Source organism: Saccharothrix sp. BKS2 (genome assembly GCF_047689505.1).
GTDB classification, from domain to species: domain Bacteria; phylum Actinomycetota; class Actinomycetes; order Mycobacteriales; family Pseudonocardiaceae; genus Actinosynnema; species Actinosynnema lopnurensis.
In genome coordinates this window covers 238,102-258,450 of sequence record NZ_JAUQOL010000004.1, presented here as the reverse complement: position 1 = coordinate 258,450, position 20,349 = coordinate 238,102, and the positions used below count along the sequence as shown (strand labels likewise).

The following is a 20,349-nucleotide window of genomic DNA, read 5'->3' as shown; positions in this document are numbered from 1 at the left end:
GGGTCCGCCGACCGGACCAATACAGTCGGGGCGACCTGCGGCACACACTCATCCAGGACTTTAGGGGGCGCTGGTGGCGACCGGTACGACGGTGTTCAGCCGGGTGACGGTGGTGGCGCCGCGGACGCGCATCGACGTCGCGCTGCCCGCCGACGTGGCCGTGGCCGACCTCCTGCCGATGCTGCTGGACATGGCCAAGGAGGCCACTCCGGACGGCGGTGTGCGGCACGGTGGGTGGGCCCTGGCCAAGCTCGGCGACGGCCCGCTCGACCCCAGCCGCACGCTGGCCTCGCTCGGCGTGGTCGACGGCGAGCTGCTCCAGCTCCGCAAGCGCAACGAGAACCCGCCGCCGCCGCTGTACGACGACGTGGTCGACGCGATCGCCGAGTCCGACCCGGACAGCTTCCGGCCGTGGACCAAGGACACCGCGCGCCGCTACGGCCACCTCGCGGGCGCGCTGGCGCTGATCACGGCCGCGGTCGCGGTGCTGCTGTCCGGCCCGCTGGCGGGCGGCACCAACCTGGGCCCCGCCCTCAGCGCGGGCCTGGTGGCCATCGCGGCGCTGGCCGCGGGCGCGGTCATCTCCCGCTCGTACAACGCCACCGGCACCGGCGTGCTGATCGCCGCGGCGGGCGGCCTGCCGATGGCGTACGTGGCCGGCCTCTACGCCGTGCCCGGACCGGTCGGCCGGCCGAGCCTGCTGCTGGCCAGCGCGCTGGTGCTGATCTTCGCCTCGGTGGCGATCCTGCTGATCGGGCGCGGCATCACGGTGTTCATCGCCGCCGCCACCGCGGGCGCGCTCAGCGGCCTGGCGTTCCTGATCGGCATCTTCGTCGACCACCCGGTCGAGGGCATCGCGGCGGCCACCGCGGCGGTCTCCCTGGCGGCGCTGTCCGCGCTGCCGCGGCTGACCATCCAGCTGGCCAAGCTGCCGCTGCCGACCGTCCCGGGCAGCGCCGAGGACCTCAAGGAGGACACCGGCTTCCCGGAGTACTCGGTCATCGAGCGCCGCACCGCCAACGCCCACGAGTACCTGACCGGCACGATCATCGGCTGCGGCGGCATCGCCGCGGTGTTCGGCGTGATCGCCGCCTCCGACGACAGCATCTGGGGCACGCTGCTGGCGATCGTGGTGACCCTGGTGCTGCTGCTGCGCGGCCGCTCCTACGCCAACGGCGCGCAGGCGGTGGCGCTGCTGGTCAGCGGCATGGTGGCGGGCACCGGCGTGCTGGTCGGGTGGCTGCTCCAGTCCTCGCCCGCCGACCGGCTGCTGTACGTGTTCGGCTCGCTGGTGGCCGTGGGCGCGGCGGCCCTGGTGCTCGGCGTGATCTTCCCCAACCAGAAGTTCTCGCCGGTGCTGCGCCGCACGGTGGACGTGCTGGAGGCGATCCTGATCGCCGCCGTGCTGCCGCTGGCGCTGGCCGTGATGGACCTGTACGTCGCCATGCGCCAGCTCATCCCGGCGTGAGGTCGTGATGCGGACCCGCAAGCTCGCCGCGCTGCTCGCCGTGGCGGTCACCCTGGTGACCGGGCCCGGCGCGCACGCCCAGCCGACCTCTGCCGCGCCGCCGGACCGGCCGAACTCACAGCCGCCGCCGGTCGACCCGGGGCTGCGGCCGGCGAACGTGCCGGCGCGGGAGGACGTCAACTACACCAAGAGCGTCGAGTGCATCCGGTCGGGCACGAACAACCGGCGCATCGAGAACCGGCCGTGGGGGCAGATGCAGCTGCGCCTGGAGGAGGCGCACCGCTTCGCCACCGGCCGGAACGTGAAGCTGGCGGTCATCGACACCGGCGTCAACGCCCAGCACCCGCGCCTGGCCGGCCGGGTCAGCGCGGGCGGCGACTACGTCGAGACCGACGAGAAGGGCGTCAAGGACTGCGACGGCCACGGCACCGGGGTGGCGGGCGTCGCCGCGGCCAGCCGGGACGACGCGACCGGCTTCGTCGGGGCCGCGCCCGAGGTCCAGGTCATCGCGATCCGGCAGACCAGCAAGCACTACGAGTTCAAGGACCCGGCGAAGGTCGACAACCGGCCCACCGCGGGCAAGGTCGGCACGCTGGCGCAGGCCATCGTGGTCGCGGTCGAGCAGGGCGCGCAGGTCGTCAACATCTCGCTGACCGCCTGCGCCGCGCCCCACGAGCCGAGCAGGCAGGAGCGCGAGCTCCAGGCCGCGATCGACTGGGCGGTCAACGCCCGGGACGTGGTCGTGGTGACCGCGGCGGGCAACATCGACCCCGCCAACGGCTGCGAGGGGCAGAACGACAACGAGGACGTCGACGACGTCCGGGTGGTCGCCTCGCCCCCGTGGTACGCCGAGAACGTGCTGTCCGTGGCCTCGATCAACCAGATCGGCGAGGTCTCGTCGTTCTCGGTGTGGGGCCCGTGGGTCAGCGTGGCCGCGCCCGGCGAGGGCATCGTCACCCTCGACCCGGCGGGCGAGGGCCTGACCGACGCGAACGTCGACCCGAGTGGGAAGCCCACCAGGATCCAGGGCACCAGCTTCGCGGCGCCCTACGTGGCGGGCGTGGCGGCGCTGGTGCGCGAGCGGTTCCCGCACCTCGACGCGCGGCAGGTGATGAACCGCATCAAGGCCACCGCGCAGCACCCCGGCAACCCGGAGGGGCGGGACCGCAAGGTCGGCTACGGGATGATCAACCCGGTGGCCGCGCTGACCGCGGAACTGCCCTCGGAGCGGCCGGGCGCGAAGCCCGTGTCGCCGGAGCAGGTGATGACCACCCTCGACCCGCTGAACCCGCCGGACCGGACGCCGATGATCGTGGCGCTGTCGGGCACGGGCGCGGGCGTGGGCCTGCTGCTGCTGACGCTGTTCATCGTGCACACGGTGAACCGGAACCGGGCCCGCCGCGCGGCCGTGCCGGCGAAGAGATCGCTGATCTGACCTCGCGGAGAACGTGGAAAGGGCCGCCCGGGTTCGTCCGGGCGGCCCTTTCTTCGGCTCTCGGTCTCGGGCTCTCAGTCCTCGCCGAGCACCGGGGGCGCGGACTTCTTGGGCCTGCCGAACAGCTCCTCGGCGGTGCCGGTGACCCGGACCTTCGACTGGTGCTCCCGGTCGCCGCCCTGCTGGCCGCCGGCGCCGCCCATGGGGGGCATCATGCCGCCGCCCACCACGCCCGTCCCGGCCGCGCCGCCCGCCGCACCACCCGGTGCCGCCGCCGCTGCCGCCGCCGGTCGCGGCGCGGGTTCGGCGGAGGGCCCGGCGACGGTCGTCGACCCGCCCTGCTGCACCTGCTCGGACGCGCCACCGCCGGGACCACCCGGCACACCGCCACCGCCGGGCACGCCACCACCACCCGGCGCACCACCACCGGGCACGCCACCGCCACCACCGCCGGCCGCAGCACCAGCACCAGCAGCGGCACCAGCACCGGCAGGCTTCGGGTCGGCAGGCTGCCCCGCCTCGGCCCCACCCGGCGCGGGCCTCCCCGGCTGGTCGGCCGCGGGCTGCTCCGGCGCGCTGAACGCCCAGTTCCGCTCGGGGTAGCGGTGCTCCACCACCACGTCCCCGAACCGCTCCGGCTCGGACACGCCCTCGCACAGCCGGACGAACGCCTCCAGCACGTCGCGCACGGCCTCGTGCAGCTCCCTCGCCGGGTCGTGCAGCTCGTCCAGCAGCTCCACCACGCGCCGGTCGCCGTCCAGCGGCAGGGCCGCCGCGCCCGACACCGCGTCGGCCGCCTCGGCGAACACCCGCGACATGTCCCGCACGATGCCCCGCACCACCTCGGCGGTCTGGTCCAGCGCCTCGCCCATGGCGTGCATCGCGTCGGACACGTCCTGCCCGGCCAGGCCCACCTGGCGCACGTGGTCCACGAACGAATCGGCGTCCCGGCCCCGCCAGGCCGAGTCGAGCTTGCTCAGGGGCTCGGTCAGGTCGCGCGTCACGCGCTCGACCACCACGCCGGCCGCGCGCCACCGCTCGGCCTCGTCCTGGAGCTCGCCCCACTCGCCCAGCACCGGCCTGAAGTACTCGGCGACCAGGTCCCGCACGCCGAGCCGGCGGCTGATGCCGGACAGGTAGTCCAGCTCCGGTCCCACCGCGGCGGCCAGCTGACGGCCGTCCCCGGCCCGCATCAGCCCACCCCGTCCAGGCGCCGGCCGGCGGCGCGGACCAGCGCGAGCGCCTCGTCGTCCTGGCTGCCGTAGTGCTCGGACACGCGGTGCAGCCCCTCGGCGGCCGCCGCCAGCACCTCGCACGCCCGGTCGAGCTGCTGGTGGAGCACACCGGCGGCCCGCTGGTAGGCGACGCCGCCGCGCAGCACGCGCCCCAGCTCGCCGAAGCCGTCGGGCGGCACGGGCGCCCGGCGCAGGTCGTCGCGCGCCCGGGACAGCTCGGCGGCGGCGTCCTCCAGGCGCTCGGCGTACAGCTCGATCCAGCGCGGGTCGACCGACACGCCCGCCGCCGCGGACCCGAGTGGGACCTCGTTCACCCCGTCACCTCCCGCACCTGTGACGGAGGCCGGTCCGCTCCGGTTCCGCCGCCGCGCCCAGCCGCCTTGGCGGCCCCGCTCAGCCCCGCTCAGCCGCCCTGGCGGGCCCGCTGCTGCTCGGGCAGCAGCCCGTTCTCCTTGGGCACCGGGATGGAGTCCCAGCTGCGGGAGGCGTCGTTGCGGTTGAGCTGGGGCCCGTTGGGCAGCAGCCGCAGGATCGACTCGGGACCGGGCACGAACCCGTCCGCGCCGAGGCCGAGCGCGCCCGAGGTCAGGGTGTCGGGGATGCCGTACTTCACCCCGCGCCCGGTGATCAGGTGGATCGGGCCGGTGGCGAAGTCCTGCGTGGACGTCGCGCTGCGCACCACGGCCGCCTTGCCCGGCGCCATCACGAACTGGCTGACCACCTCGCCGGTCGCGCCCACCTGGTTGATGTCCACCGGCGCCACGTCGGACGGGATCGGCAGCGACGGCGAGATGGTCACCCTGGTGTGCTGCGACCGGTTGGCCGAGGCCATGTCCTTCGCCTGCCAGCCCAGGCAGATCACCCGGTTGTTCTGGTTGTCCTGGAGGACCTCGGGCACCTCGGTCGGGTAGTCGTCGAAGTCCAGCTCGCTGACCTTCTGCGCGTTGTTGGTCCGGGCGATGTCCACCTGGCGCGGCCGGGCGCCCTGCGCGTACTTCGCGCGGATCAGGTCGCCCGCCGCGCGGCTGATCTCCTGGAGCCCCTCGCGCAGCGCCACGTAGAACACCGGATCGGCGCCGGTGCGCGCCACCTCGATGACGTCGCCGACCTTCAGGCGCTCGTTCGAGACGTAGGTCACGGGCTGGTCGCGGCCCTCGATCTCGGGCGCCACCAGCGGCTTGGCCTCGGGGATCGCGTTGAGCAGGCCGGAGCTGATCGCCCGCGGCCGCCGGTTGTTCAGGTTCAGCGCGGTGAGCACCTCGGCCTGGGTCAGGTCGACCTTGGCGCGCACCGTGGAGGTCGAGGTGACCTTGGAGTTCACCGGCGCCTTGTAGATCAGGTACGCCTGCTTGTCGTCGGTGCCCGCGCGCACCAGCAGGGCCTGGTTGCCGTCCAGCACCTGGTCGCCGCCGCTGTAGCCGGCGAGCACCGTGGTGGTGAACCGGCCCGGCGACCCCGGGTCGTTCAGCGACTCGTCGAGGGTCAGCGCGTCGCACACCGACCAGTCGGCGCCGATCCGGTCACCGGTCTTGGGCAGCACGTCCGGGCCGTCCGGGATGCCGGTCAGCCGGCCCTTGGGCAGCTTCGCCAGCGCCTTCTCGGTGACCAGCTTCGGGTCGCCGCCCGCGGCCTGCGGCGCACCGGCCTGCGCGGCGGAGCCCGCCGGCGCGTCCGAGCCGCCCACCGCGGACTGGCTCTTGTCGGGCTGCTGCTGGGCCAGCAGCAGCAGTCGCGCGGACGCCAGGTTCGTCATCGGGATGAGCGTGCGCGGGTTGCCCTGGCGCACCACGTAGACCTGGCCGGTCTCCTTGGAGATGGCGATCTGCGTGTTGTCGTCCACCTGCGGGTCCGGGGAGAAGAAGCCGTAGATGAGGAAGCCGATCAGGATCACGACACCCAGCAGCACGCCGACCCCGGTGGCGCGGGAGTGCGTCCGCATCGGGTCGTGCAGCATCACCGCGTCCCGGCGGACCAGGGCGGACTGCATCCGGCGCAGCACGAATCGGTACGCCTGGACCTGTGACTTGGTGGTGGGTGTTGATGCCATTCTCGGCTCGCTGCTCTCCCGGTCGCGGTACGGTCTTGCACGATAGCCGGACGGCGGGTGGTCCGTGCGCGGGTTGGCCAGACCCGGCAGGTCCGCCCGGCGCACGCCGACGGAAAGAGAACCAGACCGGATGTCCGTCACCACCCCACGACCGGGACCCGCCCCGCAGCCGGGGCCGCCCAACCCCGCCGCGGCCCGCGCGCAGTCCGCCGGGAACGCCGTGCGCGCCACCCTCCTCCGCGCCCGCCGCCGCACCGCCGGCGCCAGCCTGGGCGCGCTGCCGGTGGCCAACCTGGTGGTGCTGGAGGTCGGCATCGCCATCGGCCTGGTGCTGATCGCGGTCGGCGCGACCGGGGACACCGTCGCGCCCGTGCCGATGTACGTCGCGGGCGGCGTGGTGCTGATCGCCCTGGTCCTCGCGTTCACGAAGTCCCGGGGCCGCTGGCTGACCCAGTGGATCTCGTTGGTGGTGCGCTACAGCTCCCGCTCGCACGGCCGCACGGCCAAGCGCACCGGCCCGGTGGAGGCGAAGCCCCCGTCGGAGGAGGAGGACTCGGTCATCGGCCCGGACGACCCGCGGGTGGCGCTGCTGCGCCTGGCGGTGCCGGACCTGGTGGTGGCCAAGGGGATCGACCACGAGCGCAACCCGCTGGGCCTGGCGTGGCACCAGGGCGCGTGGACCGCCGTGCTGCTGGTCGACCCGGCGCCGAACCTCATCACCGCGGTGGGCAGCGCGCCGTCGCTGCCGCTGGGCGCGCTGGCGCCGACGCTGGAGGACCGCGGCGTGGTGCTGGACGCGATCTCGGTGATCTGGCACTGCTACCCCGGCAGCGCGGCGCTGCCGGCGAACTCCCCGGCCCTGAACTCCTACCTGGAGGTGCTGGGCCCGCTGCCCGCCGCGGCGCGGCGCACCACGTGGATCGCGGTGCGGCTGGACCCGCGGCGGTGCCAGGCGGCGATCCGGGAGCGCGGCGGCGGCGTCGTGGGCGCCCACCGCGCGCTGATCGGCGCGCTGTCGCGGGTGCGCAACGCGCTGGAGTCGACCGGGGTGTCGATCCGGCCGCTGGACCCCGACGAGCTGATCCGGGCGGGCATCTCGGCCGCCGAGCTGACCTCGGTGGCCGGGTCGAACAACGCGGTGTCGCTGCGGGAGAAGTGGTCCGGCGTGACCGCGGGCGGCGTCGGCCACTCCAGCTACGCGATCACCGGCTGGCCCGCGAAGGGGATGCGCAACAACCTCAACGCCCTGACCGGGGTGCGCGCGCTGTCGTCCACGCTGTCGTTGACCATCTCGCCGAGCACCGAGGAGGGCCAGGTCGGCCTGCGCGGCATGGTGCGGGTCAGCGCGCGGACGCCGTCCGAGCTGGACCGCGCCGACGACCGGCTCAAGACGCTGGCGGACAAGCTGGACATCACCCTGACCCCGTTGAACGGCCTCCAGGTCTCGGGCCTGGCCGCGACCCTCCCGCTGGGCGGTGTGGCGTGACCAACCCCCGGCTGATGAACTCGCGCGGCGCGGGCGTGGCCCCGGAGTTCCTGGTGTCGCCGCAACTGCTGGACGTGGTGAGCCCGTCGGGCGACCGCGGCGGCATGGTGCTCGGCTCGGGCCTCCAGGGCGAGCCGCTGACGATCTCGGTGCTGCGCTCCGCGCCCACCCGCATGGTGGTCGTGGGCGGGCTGTACCTGGCGCGGCAGATCGCGCTGCGGGCCATGGCGACGGGCGCGTGGATCACCATCGCCACCGGCCGCCCGGCGGCGTGGCAGCCGGTCGTGCGCGCGGCGGGCGCGGGCCAGGACGGGCGCCCCTCGCCGCTGGTGCAGCTGCGCCGGCTGAGCCCGGTGGAGCTGCCCCGGCCGTCGGAGGACAGCCCGCTGCTGGTCGTGCACGACGGCGGGCACGTGCCGCAGGAGCTGTTCCCGCCGCGGTCGCCGTGGCAGACCACCATGTACGTGTTGCCGTATTTGCACCCGCAGGCGGCGACCACGGCGAATACCGCGGACCTGGTGCTGCTCCAGCGGCTGCCGATCGGGCAGGCGCAGTTGGCGTCGCAGATCTGGCGGTTGCCGCCGCAGATGGCGCACCAGCTGACGACGTTGAAGGACGACCAGGTGATCGCGCTGGGCACGAACCTGTGGCGGCCGTTGCGCCTGGTCACGACGCCCGGTGAGCAGCAGATCCTGGGTGCCGTGCGCCGCGGCGACTGAACCCTCGACGACCGACCCGCCACGCTTTACCGCCCCCGGACCGACAGGTTCGGGGGCATATTTTTTGCGATCGGTCCAGGCACTTTACGCAGCAATTCGTTGACAGCTGGAAAAAAAGTGTTGATCGGCCGTTCGTCCTATGTTTCCAAATAATTCTTGCGCAGCCCCCGCAGGCGAACTAGGAACGACTCACCGTGTTCGGACGGTATCGGGCTCGACACCGTGCGAACACAACCCTGCGAGGAGGAGACGCCGCACATGGGAGATGTTCGCACGTCCTGGACGAGGAGGCTGGGCGGAGCCGGCCTGGCCACCGGCACGGCATTCGCGGTGACGGCGGCGCTGACCACCTTCAGCGCAGCGGCGGAGGGGGACATCCGCGGGCTCGGCGCGCCGAACGCGGTGAAGGACAGCTACATCGTCGTGCTCAAGGACACGGGCGCGAGCAGCGTGAGCGCGCTGAGCGGCAAGTACCAGGCCGTCGTCAAGCACACCTACACGCGTGCGCTGCGCGGGTTCTCGGCCACCATGACCGAGGCCCAGGCCCGCAGGCTGGCCGCCGACCCGTCGGTGTCGTACGTGCAGCAGGACGGCGAGGTCACGATCTCCGGCACGCAGGCGCCGACCCCGTCGTGGGGCCTCGACCGGATCGACCAGGCCGCGCTGCCGCTGGACAACTCCTACACCTACCCGAACGAGGGTGAGGGCGTCACGGCGTACATCATCGACACCGGCATCCGGAACTCGCACGGCGACTTCGGCGGCCGCGCGTCGTCCGGCCGCGACACCGTCGACAACGACAACGACACCGCCGACTGCAACGGCCACGGCACGCACGTGGCGGGCACCGTCGCGGGCACCGCGCACGGCGTGGCGAAGCTGTCGAAGCTGGTCGGCGTGCGGGTGCTGAACTGCGCGGGCTCCGGCACCTACGCGGGCGTCATCGCCGGTATCGACTGGGTGACCGCCAACGCGGTCAAGCCGGCCGTGGCGAACATGTCGCTGGGCGGCGGCGCGGACGCCACCGTGGACCAGGCCGTGCGCAACTCCATCGCCTCCGGCGTCACCTACGCCATCGCGGCGGGCAACAGCAACGGCGCGGACGCGTGCAACTACTCGCCCGCCCGCACGGCGGAGGCGATCACGGTCGGCTCCACCACCAACACCGACGCCCGGTCGTCGTTCTCCAACGTCGGCACCTGCGTGGACATCTTCGCGCCGGGCTCGTCGATCACCTCGGCCTGGTACACCAACGACACCGCCACCAACACCATCAGCGGCACGTCCATGGCGTCCCCGCACGTGGCCGGCGCGGCGGCGGTCTACCTGGCCGCCAACCCCACCGCGACCCCGCAGCAGGTGCGGGACGCCCTGGTGGACGGCGCCACGAACGGCGTGGTGACGAGTCCGGGCACCGGCTCGCCGAACAAGCTGCTGCGCGTGGTCGGCGACGCCACCGAGCCGCCCACCGGCTGCGACGCCCAGACCAACGCCACCGACGTGGCCGTGCCGGACCTGGGCACGGCGACCAGCTCGATCGCCGTGTCGGGCTGCGCGGGCAAGGCCGGCGCGGCGGCGCGGGTCGAGGTGCACGTCAAGCACTCCTACCGCGGCGACCTGGCGGTCGACCTGATCACGCCCAGCGGCGCGGTGAAGCGGCTGAAGGTGGAGTCCGGCTCGGACAGCGCGGCCAACCTCGACGCGACCTACACGGTGAACCTGTCGGCCGAGAACTCGAACGGCACGTGGCAGCTGCGGGTGCGCGACGCGTACCGGCAGGACACCGGCTTCATCGACTCGTGGACGCTCGACCTCTGAGCCCCGCCGGTCCCGTGAGCCCCCGGTAGCCCCGGGCGCGCACACCGCGCGCGGCCCCCTCACCACCTTCCGCCGGTGAGGGGGCCGTGCGCGTTTCACCTGGTCAGGGGGGTTGTTTGGCCGTTGGGGCGAGGGCAGGCTCATACTCATGTCGATCCAGGAGGTGGAGATGTCCGCAGCCGTGCAGCACCCGATCGGCCCTCACACCGTCGAGGACTGGCTGGCCCTTCCCGAACCGACGGACGGGTCACGCACCGAGCTGATCTACGGGTACTTCCACATGTCTCCTTCACCAGCCGGTAGGCACCAGCGCGTCGTCCACCGGTTGACCAGGCAAATCGAAGACGCCATCTGGGCCGCGGGCCGGAAGGACCTGCACGTCGTGCCCGGCGTGGCGGTCAGGATCTCCTCCGCGCTGCGCACCGGCCTGATCCCGGACGTGGTGGTCCTCGACCAGGACCCCGAACTCGACGCGAGCTTCCCCGCGGAGTCGATGCTCATGGCGGTCGAGGTCTGGTCTCCGGGCAACACGCGGGCCGAGCAGGAGAGCAAGGTGACCGCCTTCGCTTCGGCAGGGGTGCCCTTCGTGTGGACCGTCAACCAGCGGGACCGGCTGGAGCTGACCGCGTACCGTCTCGTTCAGGGGCGGTACCTCGCCCAGGACGTCCTGCTCACGGGCTGTCGGGCGACCGTCGAGGCGGCACCGCTCCCGATTCCCGTGGACCTGAGCGGCGTCCTCGGCTGGTAGCCCTCAGGCCGGCGCGCCGCGCACGTTGCGCGTGACGGCCGCCCGCGCGGCCAGCTCCCCGTCGGCCGGGTAGTCCACCCGCACCAGCGACAACCCGTGCGCCGGGGCCACCGCCACCTCGCTCGACCGCCCGCTCAGCGACAGCAGGGAGGCGGGCCACCCGACGGGCTTGCGCCCCTCCCCCACCGCCAGCAGCGCCCCCACCAGGCTGCGCACCATGGAGTGGCAGAACGCGTCCGCCGACACGTGGGCGGTCAGCAGCCCGCCCTCCCGCACCCACTCCAGCCGCTGGAGCTCGCGGATCGTCGTCGCGCCCTCCCGGCGGCGGCAGAACGCGCAGAAGTCGTGCTCGCCCAGCAGCAGCCGGGACGCCTCGCCCAGCGCGCCCACGTCCAGCGGCCGGGGCCAGGCCAGCGTGTCCACCCGCCGCAGCGGGTGGGCCCCGGAGGGCGCGTCGGTGACCCGGTACTCGTAGTGCCGCCGCAGCGCCGCGAACCGCGCGTCGAACTCCGCCGGCACCACCCGCGCCGAGAACACCCGCACGTCCGGCGGCAGGGCCCGCGCCAGCCGCCTCGGCAGGCCGGCCACGTCGACGGTCGGGGGCAGGTCGACGTGCGCCACCTGACCCGAGGCGTGCACCCCGGCGTCCGTGCGCCCCGCCACGGTCAGGCCGACGTCGAAGCGCAGCACCGTGGACATGGTGTCCTCCAGCACCCCGCACACCGTGCGCCGGCCCGGCTGGCGGGCCCACCCCGAGAAGTCCGTGCCGTCGTAGGCCAGGTCCAGGCGCACGCGAACGAGCCCGTCACCCCGAGAGGGGGCGACGGGCTCGTCGGCGAAGGGGGAGTCCGTCAGGACTCGTCCTTCTTGGCCTGCGACTGGGCGGACTCGTCGTCGGCGCCCTCGGCGGGCTCCTCGTTCGCGTCCTTCGTGGCGGACTCGGGCGCCTCGGCGTCCTGGTCCTCCACGTCCTCGGCCTTGGTCTCCTCGGCCTCGGTGGCCTCGGTGGCCTTCGGGGCCTCGTCCTTGGCGAAGCGGGTCTTGCGGGCCCGCTCGGCCTCGGAGGCGACGGTCTGCTCCGCGACCAGCTCGATCACGGCCATGGGGGCGTTGTCGCCCTTGCGCGGCAGCGTCTTGGTGATGCGGGTGTAGCCGCCGGTGCGCTCGGCGAACTGCGGGCCGATCTCGGCGAACAGCTTGTGCACGATGTCCTTGTCGCGGATGACCTTGAGGATCTCGCGACGGTTGTGCAGGTCACCGGCCTTCGCCTTGGTGATCAGCTTCTCGGCGTACGGCCGGAGCCGCTTCGCCTTCGCCTCCGTGGTCGTGATCCGACCGTGGGTGAACAGGGACGTGGCCAGGTTGGCCAGCATCAGCCGCTCGTGGGCCGGCGAGCCCCCGAGACGGGGTCCCTTAGTCGGGGTGGGCATCGAATTGCTCCTCGGATTTCTTCCTGATCCTCTGCTCCGGCCCGGCCGCTAAGCGGCCTCAGAGCTGCTCGGTCTCCGCGTAGTCCTGGCCGTCGTCGTGGGTGTCCACGGACGTGTCCGCGGCACCCCAACCACCGTCGGTCGGGTAGTCCGACGCGGCGGCCGAGGGGTCGAACCCGGGGGGGCTGTCCTTCAGCGCGAGGCCGAGGCCGACGAGCTTCATCTTGACCTCGTCGATCGACTTGGCGCCGAAGTTGCGGATGTCCAGCAGGTCCGCCTCGCTGCGCGAGACCAGCTCGCCCACCGTGTGGATGCCCTCGCGCTTCAGGCAGTTGTAGGACCGGACGGTGAGGTCCAGGTCCTCGATCGGCATCGCGAACGCCGCGATGGTGTCCGCCTCGGCGGGCGAGGGGCCGATCTCGATGCCCTCGGCGTCGACGTTCAGCTCGCGTGCGAGGCCGAACAGCTCCACCAGCGTCTTGCCCGCGGACGCGACGGCGTCGCGCGGCGTGATGGAGGGCTTGGTCTCCACGTCGAGGATCAGCTTGTCGAAGTCGGTCCGCTGCTCGACACGGGTGGCCTCGACCTTGTAGGTCACCTTCATGACGGGCGAGTAGATCGAGTCGACGGGGATGCGGCCGATCTCGGCACCGGCCTGCTTGTTCTGCACGGCGGGGACGTAGCCGCGACCGCGCTCGACCACGAGCTCGATCTCCAGCTTGCCCTTGCCGTTCAGGGTCGCGATGTGCAGGTCCGGGTTGTGCACGGTGACACCGGCCGGGGGCACGATGTCGCCTGCGGTCACCGCACCAGGCCCCTGCTTGCGCAGGTACATGGTCACCGGCTCGTCCTCCTCGGAGCTGACGACCAGCTCCTTGAGGTTGAGGATGACGTCGGTGACGTCCTCCTTCACACCGGGCACGGTCGTGAACTCGTGCAGCACGCCGTCGATGCGGATGCTGGTCACGGCCGCGCCGGGGATGGACGACAGCAGGGTGCGGCGGATGGAGTTGCCGAGGGTGTAGCCGAAGCCCGGCTCCAGCGGCTCGATGACGAACCGGGAGCGGGTCTCGTTGACCGCTTCCTCGCTGAGCGAGGGACGCTGGGAAATCAGCACTGGGTTCTTCCTCTTCTCTTACCCCGGCGCCCGCCATATGACGCCGTGGGACACCAGTCGCGGAGACCGGCGAACGCGCGCGGCACACCATTCCGTGCCGCCGCGGGACCCGACCGGAGGGACCTGCCCGGTTCGAGAACGCGAGCCGGCCCCTCCGGGAGGATCACTTCGAGTAGAGCTCGACGATCAGCTGCTCGGTGACGGGCGTGTCGATCTGCGCCCGCTCCGGGAGCTGGTGGACCAGGATCCTCAGGTTCGACTGCACGACCTGGAGCCACGCCGGCACCGGGCGGTCGCCGAACGAGGCGCGAGCGGCCTCGAACGGGAGCGTCGGCAGCGACTTCGGCTTCACGTCGATGATGTCGAACTTCGACACCCGGTAGCTCGGGATGTTCACCTTCTGGCCGTTCACGATGAAGTGACCGTGGCTGACCAGCTGGCGGGCCTGGCGCCGGGTGCGCGCGAGACCCGCGCGGTACACGACGTTGTCCAGGCGGGACTCCAGGATCTGGAGCAGGTTCTCACCGGTCTTGCCGGTGCGGCGGACCGCTTCCTCGTAGTAGCGGCGGAACTGCTTCTCCAGCACGCCGTACGTGTAACGGGCCTTCTGCTTCTCCTGGAGCTGGAGCAGGTACTCCGACTCCTTGATGCGACCGCGGCCGTGCTGGCCGGGCGGGTAGGGACGGCGCTCGAACGCCTGGTCCCCGCCCACGAGGTCGACCTTGAGGCGACGCGAGATGCGCGTGGCCGGTCCGGTGTAGCGAGCCATGGTGTCTTACTCCTCCCCGTGCCTCAGACCCGGCGCCGCTTGGGCGGGCGGCAGCCGTTGTGGGGCTGCGGGGTCACGTCCTGGATGGTGCCGACCTCGAGACCGGCGGCCTGCAGCGAACGGATCGCGGTCTCGCGGCCGGAGCCGGGACCCTTCACGAACACGTCCACCTTGCGCATGCCGTGCTCGGCGGCCTTGCGCGCGGCGTTCTCCGCGGCCATCTGCGCGGCGAAGGGCGTCGACTTGCGCGAGCCCTTGAAGCCGACGTGGCCGGCGGAGGCCCAGCTGATCACGTTGCCCAGCGGGTCCGTGATGGACACGATGGTGTTGTTGAACGTGCTCTTGATGTGGGCCTGGCCGTGCGAGACGTTCTTCTTCTCCTTGCGCCGGACCTTCTTGACCCCGGCGCCCGTACGGGACTTGGGTGGCATCTCTGGGTGATCTCCTACGTAGTGCGCGAGGTCTTACTTCTTGCCGGCCTTCTTCTTGCCCGCCACGGTCTTCTTCGGACCCTTGCGGGTGCGCGCGTTCGTCTTGGTGCGCTGCCCGCGGACGGGCAGGTTGCGACGGTGGCGCAGCCCCTGGTAGGTGCCGATTTCCATCTTGCGGCGGATGTCGGCCTGAACCTCGCGGCGGAGGTCACCCTCGACCTTGAAGTTGTTCTCGATGTAGTCCCGGAGCTTGGCCAGGTCCTCATCGGAGAGCTCCCGCACCCGGACGTCCGGGGAGAGCTCCGTCGCCTTCAGCACTTCCTGGGAGCGGGTGCGCCCGATGCCGAAGATGTAGGTGAGCGCGATCTCCAACCGCTTCTCGCGGGGGAGGTCGACGCCAACGAGTCGTGCCATGCGGCGCTTTGCTCCTGTCGTCGTTTCTCCAGGTCTGCTCCTCGCCCGGTTCCGGGACTGACTCGCTGCGCCATCCGGTCGTTCTCACGACCGGTGTCCCGGCCCCGGCCTGGAGTCCGGGGGTGTGCCCGCGCGGGTGTGCCGCGGGGCAGGTGCGAGGAGGCTTGCTTCCGTGTCGCGTCGGTGAAGACTCGACCCGTGCTCGGTCGGTGCTGGTCAGCCCTGGCGCTGCTTGTGGCGCAGGTTCTCGCAGATCACCATGACCCGGCCGTGGCGGCGGATCACCTTGCACTTGTCGCAGATCTTCTTGACGCTCGGCTGGACCTTCACGCCTGAGCTTCTCCTGCGTCAGCCGGCGCGCCGAGGGGCGCGCCGGAGGTCACTTGTAGCGGTAGACGATGCGCCCGCGGGACAGGTCGTAGGGTGAGAGCTCCACGACTACCCGGTCCTCCGGGAGGATGCGGATGTAGTGCTGACGCATCTTGCCGCTGATGTGAGCCAGGACCTTGTGCCCGTTCTCCAACTCGACGCGGAACATCGCGTTGGGAAGCGGTTCGACTACGCGGCCCTCGACCTCAATGGCCCCGTCCTTCTTGCCCATGTCCTCCGCGTTTCGTGACGGTGGGTGCTTCCTGGATAGGTACTTGCCCGGGGCACGCGGCACCCCGACTCCGGATAAGGTCCTTGCGAACCCTTGTCACCCACCAGGGGAAGCCCTGGGCATGACGGAACCGGCGCGACGTGTGCGCCACCCGTCCATAGTACGCGCGTTACCGCCGAAGCCCAAATCGGACCAGGTGGGCGGTGAGGACCACGATGCCGAGCGGGCCGGCCACCCACAACCACCACGGGTAGACGGACGTCTCGGACGTGCCGTTGATGATGCCCCAGATGAGGAGGTTGATCGCGCTGGCGAACAGCCAGACGACGGTCAGCACGGTGAGGAAGACGGTCGCCTTGCCGCGCTTCTCGGGCACGGGCGGGGGCTCGCGGCGCGGGCGCTGGGGCTGCCGCTGCGACGACGGGGCGTAGCCGGTGCCTGCGGGGGCGCCGTAGCCGGTGCCCTGGTCGTACCCCGTGCCGCGGTCGTAGCCGGGGTCCCGGTCGTAGCCGGTGTCGCGGTCGGCGTGCGCGTCCGGACCGATCCGGGCGCCCGCGGGGGCGCGGCCCGAGGAGCCGCCGGCCGCCGGCGCGTCCTGCCACACCGGGGTGGGCTTGGCGTCCGCGGCCCGGTCGTCCCGGCCGCCGGGGGTCGAGGCGTCCTGCCACACCGGGGCCGGTCGCCCGCTCTCGGCCTGCTCCTGGCCGTCGACCGGGGCGCTGCGCCACACCGGGGCGGCGTTCGGGTCGTCCTGGACCGGCACCGGCCGGCTCTGCCAGAGGGGCTCGGGGCGGTCGCCGCCCGCGCCGCCGGGGAGCGGCCGGTCCCGGTCCGCCGGGGACTGGCCCCGGTCAGGGCCCCGGTCCGGGTCCGGCAGGTCGGCGGTGAGGTCGCGCAGCTCGGCGTAGCTGCGGGCGTCCTGGACGGCCCGGCTCCGCTCGTCGAACTCGGTCCGGGTGAGCCGGCCCTCGGCGTGGGCCTTGGCCAACCGCGCGACCACCACACCGCGATCGTCGTCCGCGGCCTTGAAGTGTGACTCGGTCATGGGCTGCGCACTTCCTCCGGGCGACAGGCGACGAGGCCGTTGCTGTCCGTTACGCGGTCAGCCTACGCCCGTAGCGTCCCCCGAGGGGGGCGATGATCCACAGCACAAGACGGTTTCACGAAGCTGTCACTCGTTCAGCGGATATTGGTCACCCGTTGGAGCGATTCACTCCTCCGGCGCGGTCAGCACCCACGGGCCGTCCTCGGTGATGGCCACCGAGTGCTCCCAGTGGGCGGCGCGCGAGCCGTCGGCGGTGACGACGGTCCAGCCGTCCTCCAGCTCGACCGTGCGCCGGCCGCCCAGGGTCAGCATCGGCTCGATGGCGATCGCCATGCCGACCTTCAGCCTGGGGCCCTTGCCCGGCTTGCCCTCGTTCGGCAGGAACGGGTCCATGTGCATCTTCGTGCCGATGCCGTGGCCGCCGTAGCCGTCGACGATGCCGTAGTCCACGCCGTGCTCGTCGCCCGCCTGGGTGGTGGCCGACTCGATGGCGAAGGAGATGTCGCTGAGCTTCTTGCCCGGCACGGCCGCCGCGATGCCCGCGAGCATCGAGCGGCGGGTGGCCTCGGACAGCTTCAGCTCGGCCTCGGTCACCGCGCCCACCGGCAGGGTGACGGCCGAGTCGCCGTGCCACCCCTCCAGGATGGCGCCGCAGTCGATCGAGATCAGGTCGCCCTCCGCGAGCACCTGGGTGCGGCTCGGGATGCCGTGGACGACCTGCTCGTTGACCGACGCGCAGATCGAGGCCGGGAAGCCGTGGTAGCCCTTGAACGACGGGATGGCCCCGGCGTCCCGGATCGTCTGCTCGGCGAGCTCGTCCAGCTCCGCGGTGCTGACCCCGGCCTTGGTGTGCGCGGTCAGCGCCACGAGCGTGCGCGCCACGACCAGGCCGGCGGCCCTCATGGCCTCCAGCTGGCCGCGGCTCTTGATCTCGATCATGCGGTCACGGCCTGGTACCACGCGCCGTAGGGCATCGACAACACCGTTCACTTCACGTCGCGCAGCGCGCGGATGGCCCGTTCGCTGATCTCTTCCACCTCGCCGACCGCGTCGATCGGCACGACGACGTCGGCGTAGTGGTCGAGCAGCGGTGCGGTCTCCGTCCGGTACACCTGCTGGCGGTGCCGGATCACGTCTTCCTTGTCGTCCGTGCGGCCGCGGGCGAGCAGGCGCTCGACCACGACGTCCTCGTCGACCCGGAACTCCAGCACCGCGTCGAGCGAGTGGCCGGCCGCCGCCAGCATCTCGCCGAGCACGCCCGCCTGGGCGACGTTGCGCGGGAAGCCGTCGAGCAGGAACCCGCCGGTCGCGTCCGCCTGGGCGAGCCGCTCGCGGACCATCTCGTTGGTCACCTCGTCCGGGACCAGCTCACCGGAGTCCAGGTACTCCTGGACCTCCTTGCCGAGGTCGGTCTGCTGGCTGATGTGAGCGCGGAAGAGGTCCCCGGTGGAGATGTGCGGCACGCCGAGCTTGCTGCTGAGCAGCTGGGCCTGCGTGCCCTTGCCCGCTCCGGGCGGGCCGACGAGAACGATTCGCACTAGCGGAGGAACCCTTCGTAGTTGCGCTGCATGAGCTGGCTCTCGATCTGCTTCACGGTGTCGAGACCGACACCGACCATGATCAGCACCGCGGTGCCGCCGAACGGGAAGTTCTGGTTCTGGCCCTGACCGGTGAGGTCGAGGAACAGGTTCGGCAGGATGGCCACGATGCCCAGGTAGAGCGAGCCGGGCAGCGTGATCCGCCCCAAGACGAAGCGGAGGTACTCGGCGGTGGGTCGACCCGGTCGGATGCCCGGGATGAACCCACCGAACTTCTTCATCTCGTCGGCGCGCTCGTCCGGGTTGAACGTGATGCCGACGTAGAAGTAGGTGAAGAAGACGATCAGCAGGAAGTAGAGCGCGATGTGCACCGGGCTCGACTGGCTCACCAGGTGCGTCTGCACGAAGGTCTCCCACCAGCTCGGCGCGGAACCGTCGGTGGAGGCGGTCAGGCGCGCGATGAGGTCGGGGAGGTAGAGCAGCGACGAGGCGAAGATGACCGGGATGACACCGGCCTGGTTCACCTTGAGCGGCAGGTAGGTCGAGGTGCCGCCGTACATCCGGCGGCCGATCATGCGCTTCGCGTACTGGACCGGGATCCGGCGCTGGGCCTGCTCGACGTAGATGACGCTGGCGATGATCAGCAGGGCCGCGAGGCAGACCAGGAAGAAGGTGAGGCCACCGCGGTCCCAGATGATCTTGCCCTCGATCGGGATGCGGGCCGCGATGCCGCAGAAGATCAGCAGCGACATGCCGTTGCCGATGCCCTTCTCGGTGATGATCTCACCGAGCCACATGATCACGCTGGTGCCGGCGGTCATCACGACCACGAGGACGACCAGGTTGAAGATGCTCTCGTCCGGGATGACCGGGACGGGGCAGTTGGCGAACAGCTGGTCCCGCACGGCCAGGGCGATGATGCCCGTGGACTGGAGGACCGCCAGCGCGATGGTCAGGTAGCGGGTGTACTGGGTCAGCTTGCCCTGACCCGCCTGCCCTTCCTTCTTCAGCTGCTCGAACCGCGGGATGACCACGGTGAGCAGCTGGACGATGATGCTCGCGGTGATGTAGGGCATGATGCCCAGCGCGAAGATCGACAGGTTGAGCAGCGCACCGCCGCTGAACAGGTTGATCAGCGAGTACACGCCTTGCTGGTCGACCGATTCGATGCACTGTTTGACGTTCTTGAAGGAGACGCCCGGCGCGGGCATGGTCGCACCCAACCGGAACACCACGACGATCCCCAGGGTGAAGAGGATCTTCTTGCGTAGGTCCGGCGTCGCGAGAGCCGAGCGGAATGCGCCGAGCACGCGAACCTCCATCAGCGTTGCCGCCCCGCCTGGGTCGGCATCCGTGCGGTACCGGCTGTGTTGCCGGCACAGTCTTGCGGTCGTCCCGCCGGCCAACGCCGGCGATGGCGGAAGCGACGGGTAGCCGCGACCGACCCGGAGGACATCCGGGTTCAGCCCGCGACTCTAACAGCCGCGAGGCGGATCGCCGTAGCCAGTCGTCATACACAGTTGGTACCTGATCGACTACGCGTGCTCGCAAGCCGCCGAACGGATCAAGTTCGACGGCCCGCGGAGCCGGGGTCCACGTCCGGGAAACGGCCGAAGCGCCCGCCGTCCCCGGCAGGACCGCCCCGGTGGCCTTGTCCGGGCGGACACTGGCGCGCCGGGTCGGACCGGCCCTGCGGGTGCCCGCACCGACCGCGACGCAGGCGGTCCCGGCGAGCGGTTCGGCGGCCAGGCAGACCCCGCCGAGCACGGCCGGCCGGAGCGGGATGGGCCCGCGCGCCGGGTCGACGAACCGCGGGACGAAGGCGGTGAAGACCAGCACCGCCCCGGGGTCGGAGATCGCCACCAGGAACTCCCCGCGCGGCGGATCGGTGCCACCAGCAGGACTTTCCCCGCCCGGACCGGCGGTGAGGACCCGGATCGCGGGTTGCACCGGGCAGCCCACCCCGACCCACTCGGTGATCGCCAACGCGAGGTGGCTCGCGGCCAACACGGCCCCGAGCCCGACCACCACGGGGCCACCAGACCGCT

At 71.9% G+C, this 20,349-nt stretch carries 21 protein-coding genes; 6 read left to right on the top strand and 15 right to left on the bottom strand.

Annotated features, from left to right (window positions below):
• Positions 1-73 precede the first annotated feature (73 nt).
• Both eccD and mycP read left to right on the top strand, forming a co-directional pair.
• Positions 74-1,468 carry a type VII secretion integral membrane protein EccD gene (gene eccD / locus Q5530_RS09890; RefSeq protein ID WP_415361881.1) on the top strand — a complete coding sequence of 465 codons (1,395 nt, stop codon included), beginning with the start codon at positions 74-76 and terminating at the stop codon, positions 1,466-1,468.
• Positions 1,469-1,475: 7 nt separating this feature from the next.
• The gene (gene mycP / locus Q5530_RS09885; RefSeq protein WP_415361880.1) at positions 1,476-2,903 is read left to right on the top strand and encodes a type VII secretion-associated serine protease mycosin; all 1,428 of its coding nucleotides are present in this window, start codon (positions 1,476-1,478) and stop codon (positions 2,901-2,903) included.
• A 74-nt stretch (positions 2,904-2,977) separates the two neighbouring features.
• On the opposite strand, the gene Q5530_RS09880 is transcribed toward mycP, so the two are convergent.
• The 3 genes from Q5530_RS09880 to eccB all read right to left on the bottom strand — a co-directional run bounded on the left by Q5530_RS09880 (position 2,978) and on the right by eccB (position 6,185).
• Positions 2,978-4,096: a WXG100 family type VII secretion target gene (locus Q5530_RS09880; protein ID WP_415361879.1), complete on the bottom strand. Its 1,119-nt coding sequence runs from the start codon at positions 4,094-4,096 to the stop codon at positions 2,978-2,980.
• The gene (locus Q5530_RS09875) at positions 4,096-4,452 is read right to left on the bottom strand and encodes a hypothetical protein (RefSeq protein ID WP_415361878.1); all 357 of its coding nucleotides are present in this window, start codon (positions 4,450-4,452) and stop codon (positions 4,096-4,098) included. Before Q5530_RS09875 ends, Q5530_RS09880 begins: the two co-directional genes overlap by 1 nt.
• Before the next feature lie 89 nt (positions 4,453-4,541).
• A complete protein-coding gene (gene eccB / locus Q5530_RS09870; RefSeq protein ID WP_415361877.1) occupies positions 4,542-6,185 on the bottom strand; it encodes a type VII secretion protein EccB in 1,644 nt (547 codons plus the stop codon).
• A 283-nt stretch (positions 6,186-6,468) separates the two neighbouring features.
• On the opposite strand from eccB, the gene eccE reads away from it, so the two are divergent.
• The 4 genes from eccE (at position 6,469) to Q5530_RS09850 (ending at position 10,956) form a co-directional block, all read left to right on the top strand.
• Positions 6,469-7,671 carry a type VII secretion protein EccE gene (gene eccE, locus Q5530_RS09865; RefSeq protein ID WP_415362084.1) on the top strand — a complete coding sequence of 401 codons (1,203 nt, stop codon included), beginning with the start codon at positions 6,469-6,471 and terminating at the stop codon, positions 7,669-7,671.
• 14 nt (positions 7,672-7,685) lie between these two features.
• Positions 7,686-8,390, top strand: coding sequence for a hypothetical protein (locus tag Q5530_RS09860; protein WP_380634646.1), 705 nt, complete (start codon positions 7,686-7,688; stop codon positions 8,388-8,390).
• Between the two features lie 258 nt (positions 8,391-8,648).
• On the top strand, positions 8,649-10,208 hold the full coding sequence (locus tag Q5530_RS09855) for a S8 family peptidase (RefSeq protein ID WP_415361876.1): 1,560 nt from the start codon (positions 8,649-8,651) through the stop codon (positions 10,206-10,208).
• Between the two features lie 148 nt (positions 10,209-10,356).
• A complete protein-coding gene (locus Q5530_RS09850) occupies positions 10,357-10,956 on the top strand; it encodes a Uma2 family endonuclease (protein WP_415361875.1) in 600 nt (199 codons plus the stop codon).
• Positions 10,957-10,959: 3 nt separating this feature from the next.
• Here Q5530_RS09850 and truA read toward each other — a convergent pair whose 3' ends face one another.
• From truA to secY, 12 genes are all read right to left on the bottom strand, one after another.
• A complete protein-coding gene (gene truA, locus Q5530_RS09845) occupies positions 10,960-11,748 on the bottom strand; it encodes a tRNA pseudouridine(38-40) synthase TruA (RefSeq protein WP_415361874.1) in 789 nt (262 codons plus the stop codon).
• Positions 11,749-11,807: 59 nt separating this feature from the next.
• Positions 11,808-12,386: a 50S ribosomal protein L17 gene (gene rplQ / locus Q5530_RS09840; RefSeq protein ID WP_415361873.1), complete on the bottom strand. Its 579-nt coding sequence runs from the start codon at positions 12,384-12,386 to the stop codon at positions 11,808-11,810.
• 58 nt (positions 12,387-12,444) lie between these two features.
• Positions 12,445-13,503, bottom strand: coding sequence for a DNA-directed RNA polymerase subunit alpha (locus tag Q5530_RS09835; RefSeq protein WP_380634288.1), 1,059 nt, complete (start codon positions 13,501-13,503; stop codon positions 12,445-12,447).
• Positions 13,504-13,666: 163 nt separating this feature from the next.
• The gene (gene rpsD / locus Q5530_RS09830) at positions 13,667-14,272 is read right to left on the bottom strand and encodes a 30S ribosomal protein S4 (protein WP_344036119.1); all 606 of its coding nucleotides are present in this window, start codon (positions 14,270-14,272) and stop codon (positions 13,667-13,669) included.
• A 23-nt stretch (positions 14,273-14,295) separates the two neighbouring features.
• Positions 14,296-14,703 carry a 30S ribosomal protein S11 gene (gene rpsK / locus Q5530_RS09825; RefSeq protein ID WP_015105236.1) on the bottom strand — a complete coding sequence of 136 codons (408 nt, stop codon included), beginning with the start codon at positions 14,701-14,703 and terminating at the stop codon, positions 14,296-14,298.
• Between the two features lie 33 nt (positions 14,704-14,736).
• The gene (gene rpsM, locus Q5530_RS09820) at positions 14,737-15,117 is read right to left on the bottom strand and encodes a 30S ribosomal protein S13 (RefSeq protein ID WP_380634290.1); all 381 of its coding nucleotides are present in this window, start codon (positions 15,115-15,117) and stop codon (positions 14,737-14,739) included.
• Between the two features lie 216 nt (positions 15,118-15,333).
• Positions 15,334-15,447 (bottom strand): 50S ribosomal protein L36, encoded by a 114-nt coding sequence (gene rpmJ, locus Q5530_RS09815; protein ID WP_010148647.1) that lies wholly within the window; start codon positions 15,445-15,447, stop codon positions 15,334-15,336.
• Between the two features lie 49 nt (positions 15,448-15,496).
• A complete protein-coding gene (gene infA, locus Q5530_RS09810) occupies positions 15,497-15,718 on the bottom strand; it encodes a translation initiation factor IF-1 (RefSeq protein WP_005166804.1) in 222 nt (73 codons plus the stop codon).
• A 169-nt stretch (positions 15,719-15,887) separates the two neighbouring features.
• The gene (locus tag Q5530_RS09805) at positions 15,888-16,763 is read right to left on the bottom strand and encodes a DUF1707 domain-containing protein (RefSeq protein ID WP_415361872.1); all 876 of its coding nucleotides are present in this window, start codon (positions 16,761-16,763) and stop codon (positions 15,888-15,890) included.
• A gap of 165 nt (positions 16,764-16,928) precedes the next feature.
• Positions 16,929-17,702, bottom strand: a complete 774-nt coding sequence (map, locus tag Q5530_RS09800) for a type I methionyl aminopeptidase (RefSeq protein ID WP_415361871.1) — start codon at positions 17,700-17,702, stop codon at positions 16,929-16,931.
• Between the two features lie 47 nt (positions 17,703-17,749).
• The gene (locus tag Q5530_RS09795) at positions 17,750-18,301 is read right to left on the bottom strand and encodes an adenylate kinase (protein WP_380634296.1); all 552 of its coding nucleotides are present in this window, start codon (positions 18,299-18,301) and stop codon (positions 17,750-17,752) included.
• Positions 18,301-19,611, bottom strand: coding sequence for a preprotein translocase subunit SecY (secY, locus tag Q5530_RS09790; protein WP_380634298.1), 1,311 nt, complete (start codon positions 19,609-19,611; stop codon positions 18,301-18,303). The genes Q5530_RS09795 and secY overlap by 1 nt, the downstream gene beginning before the upstream one ends.
• Positions 19,612-20,349 lie beyond the last annotated feature (738 nt).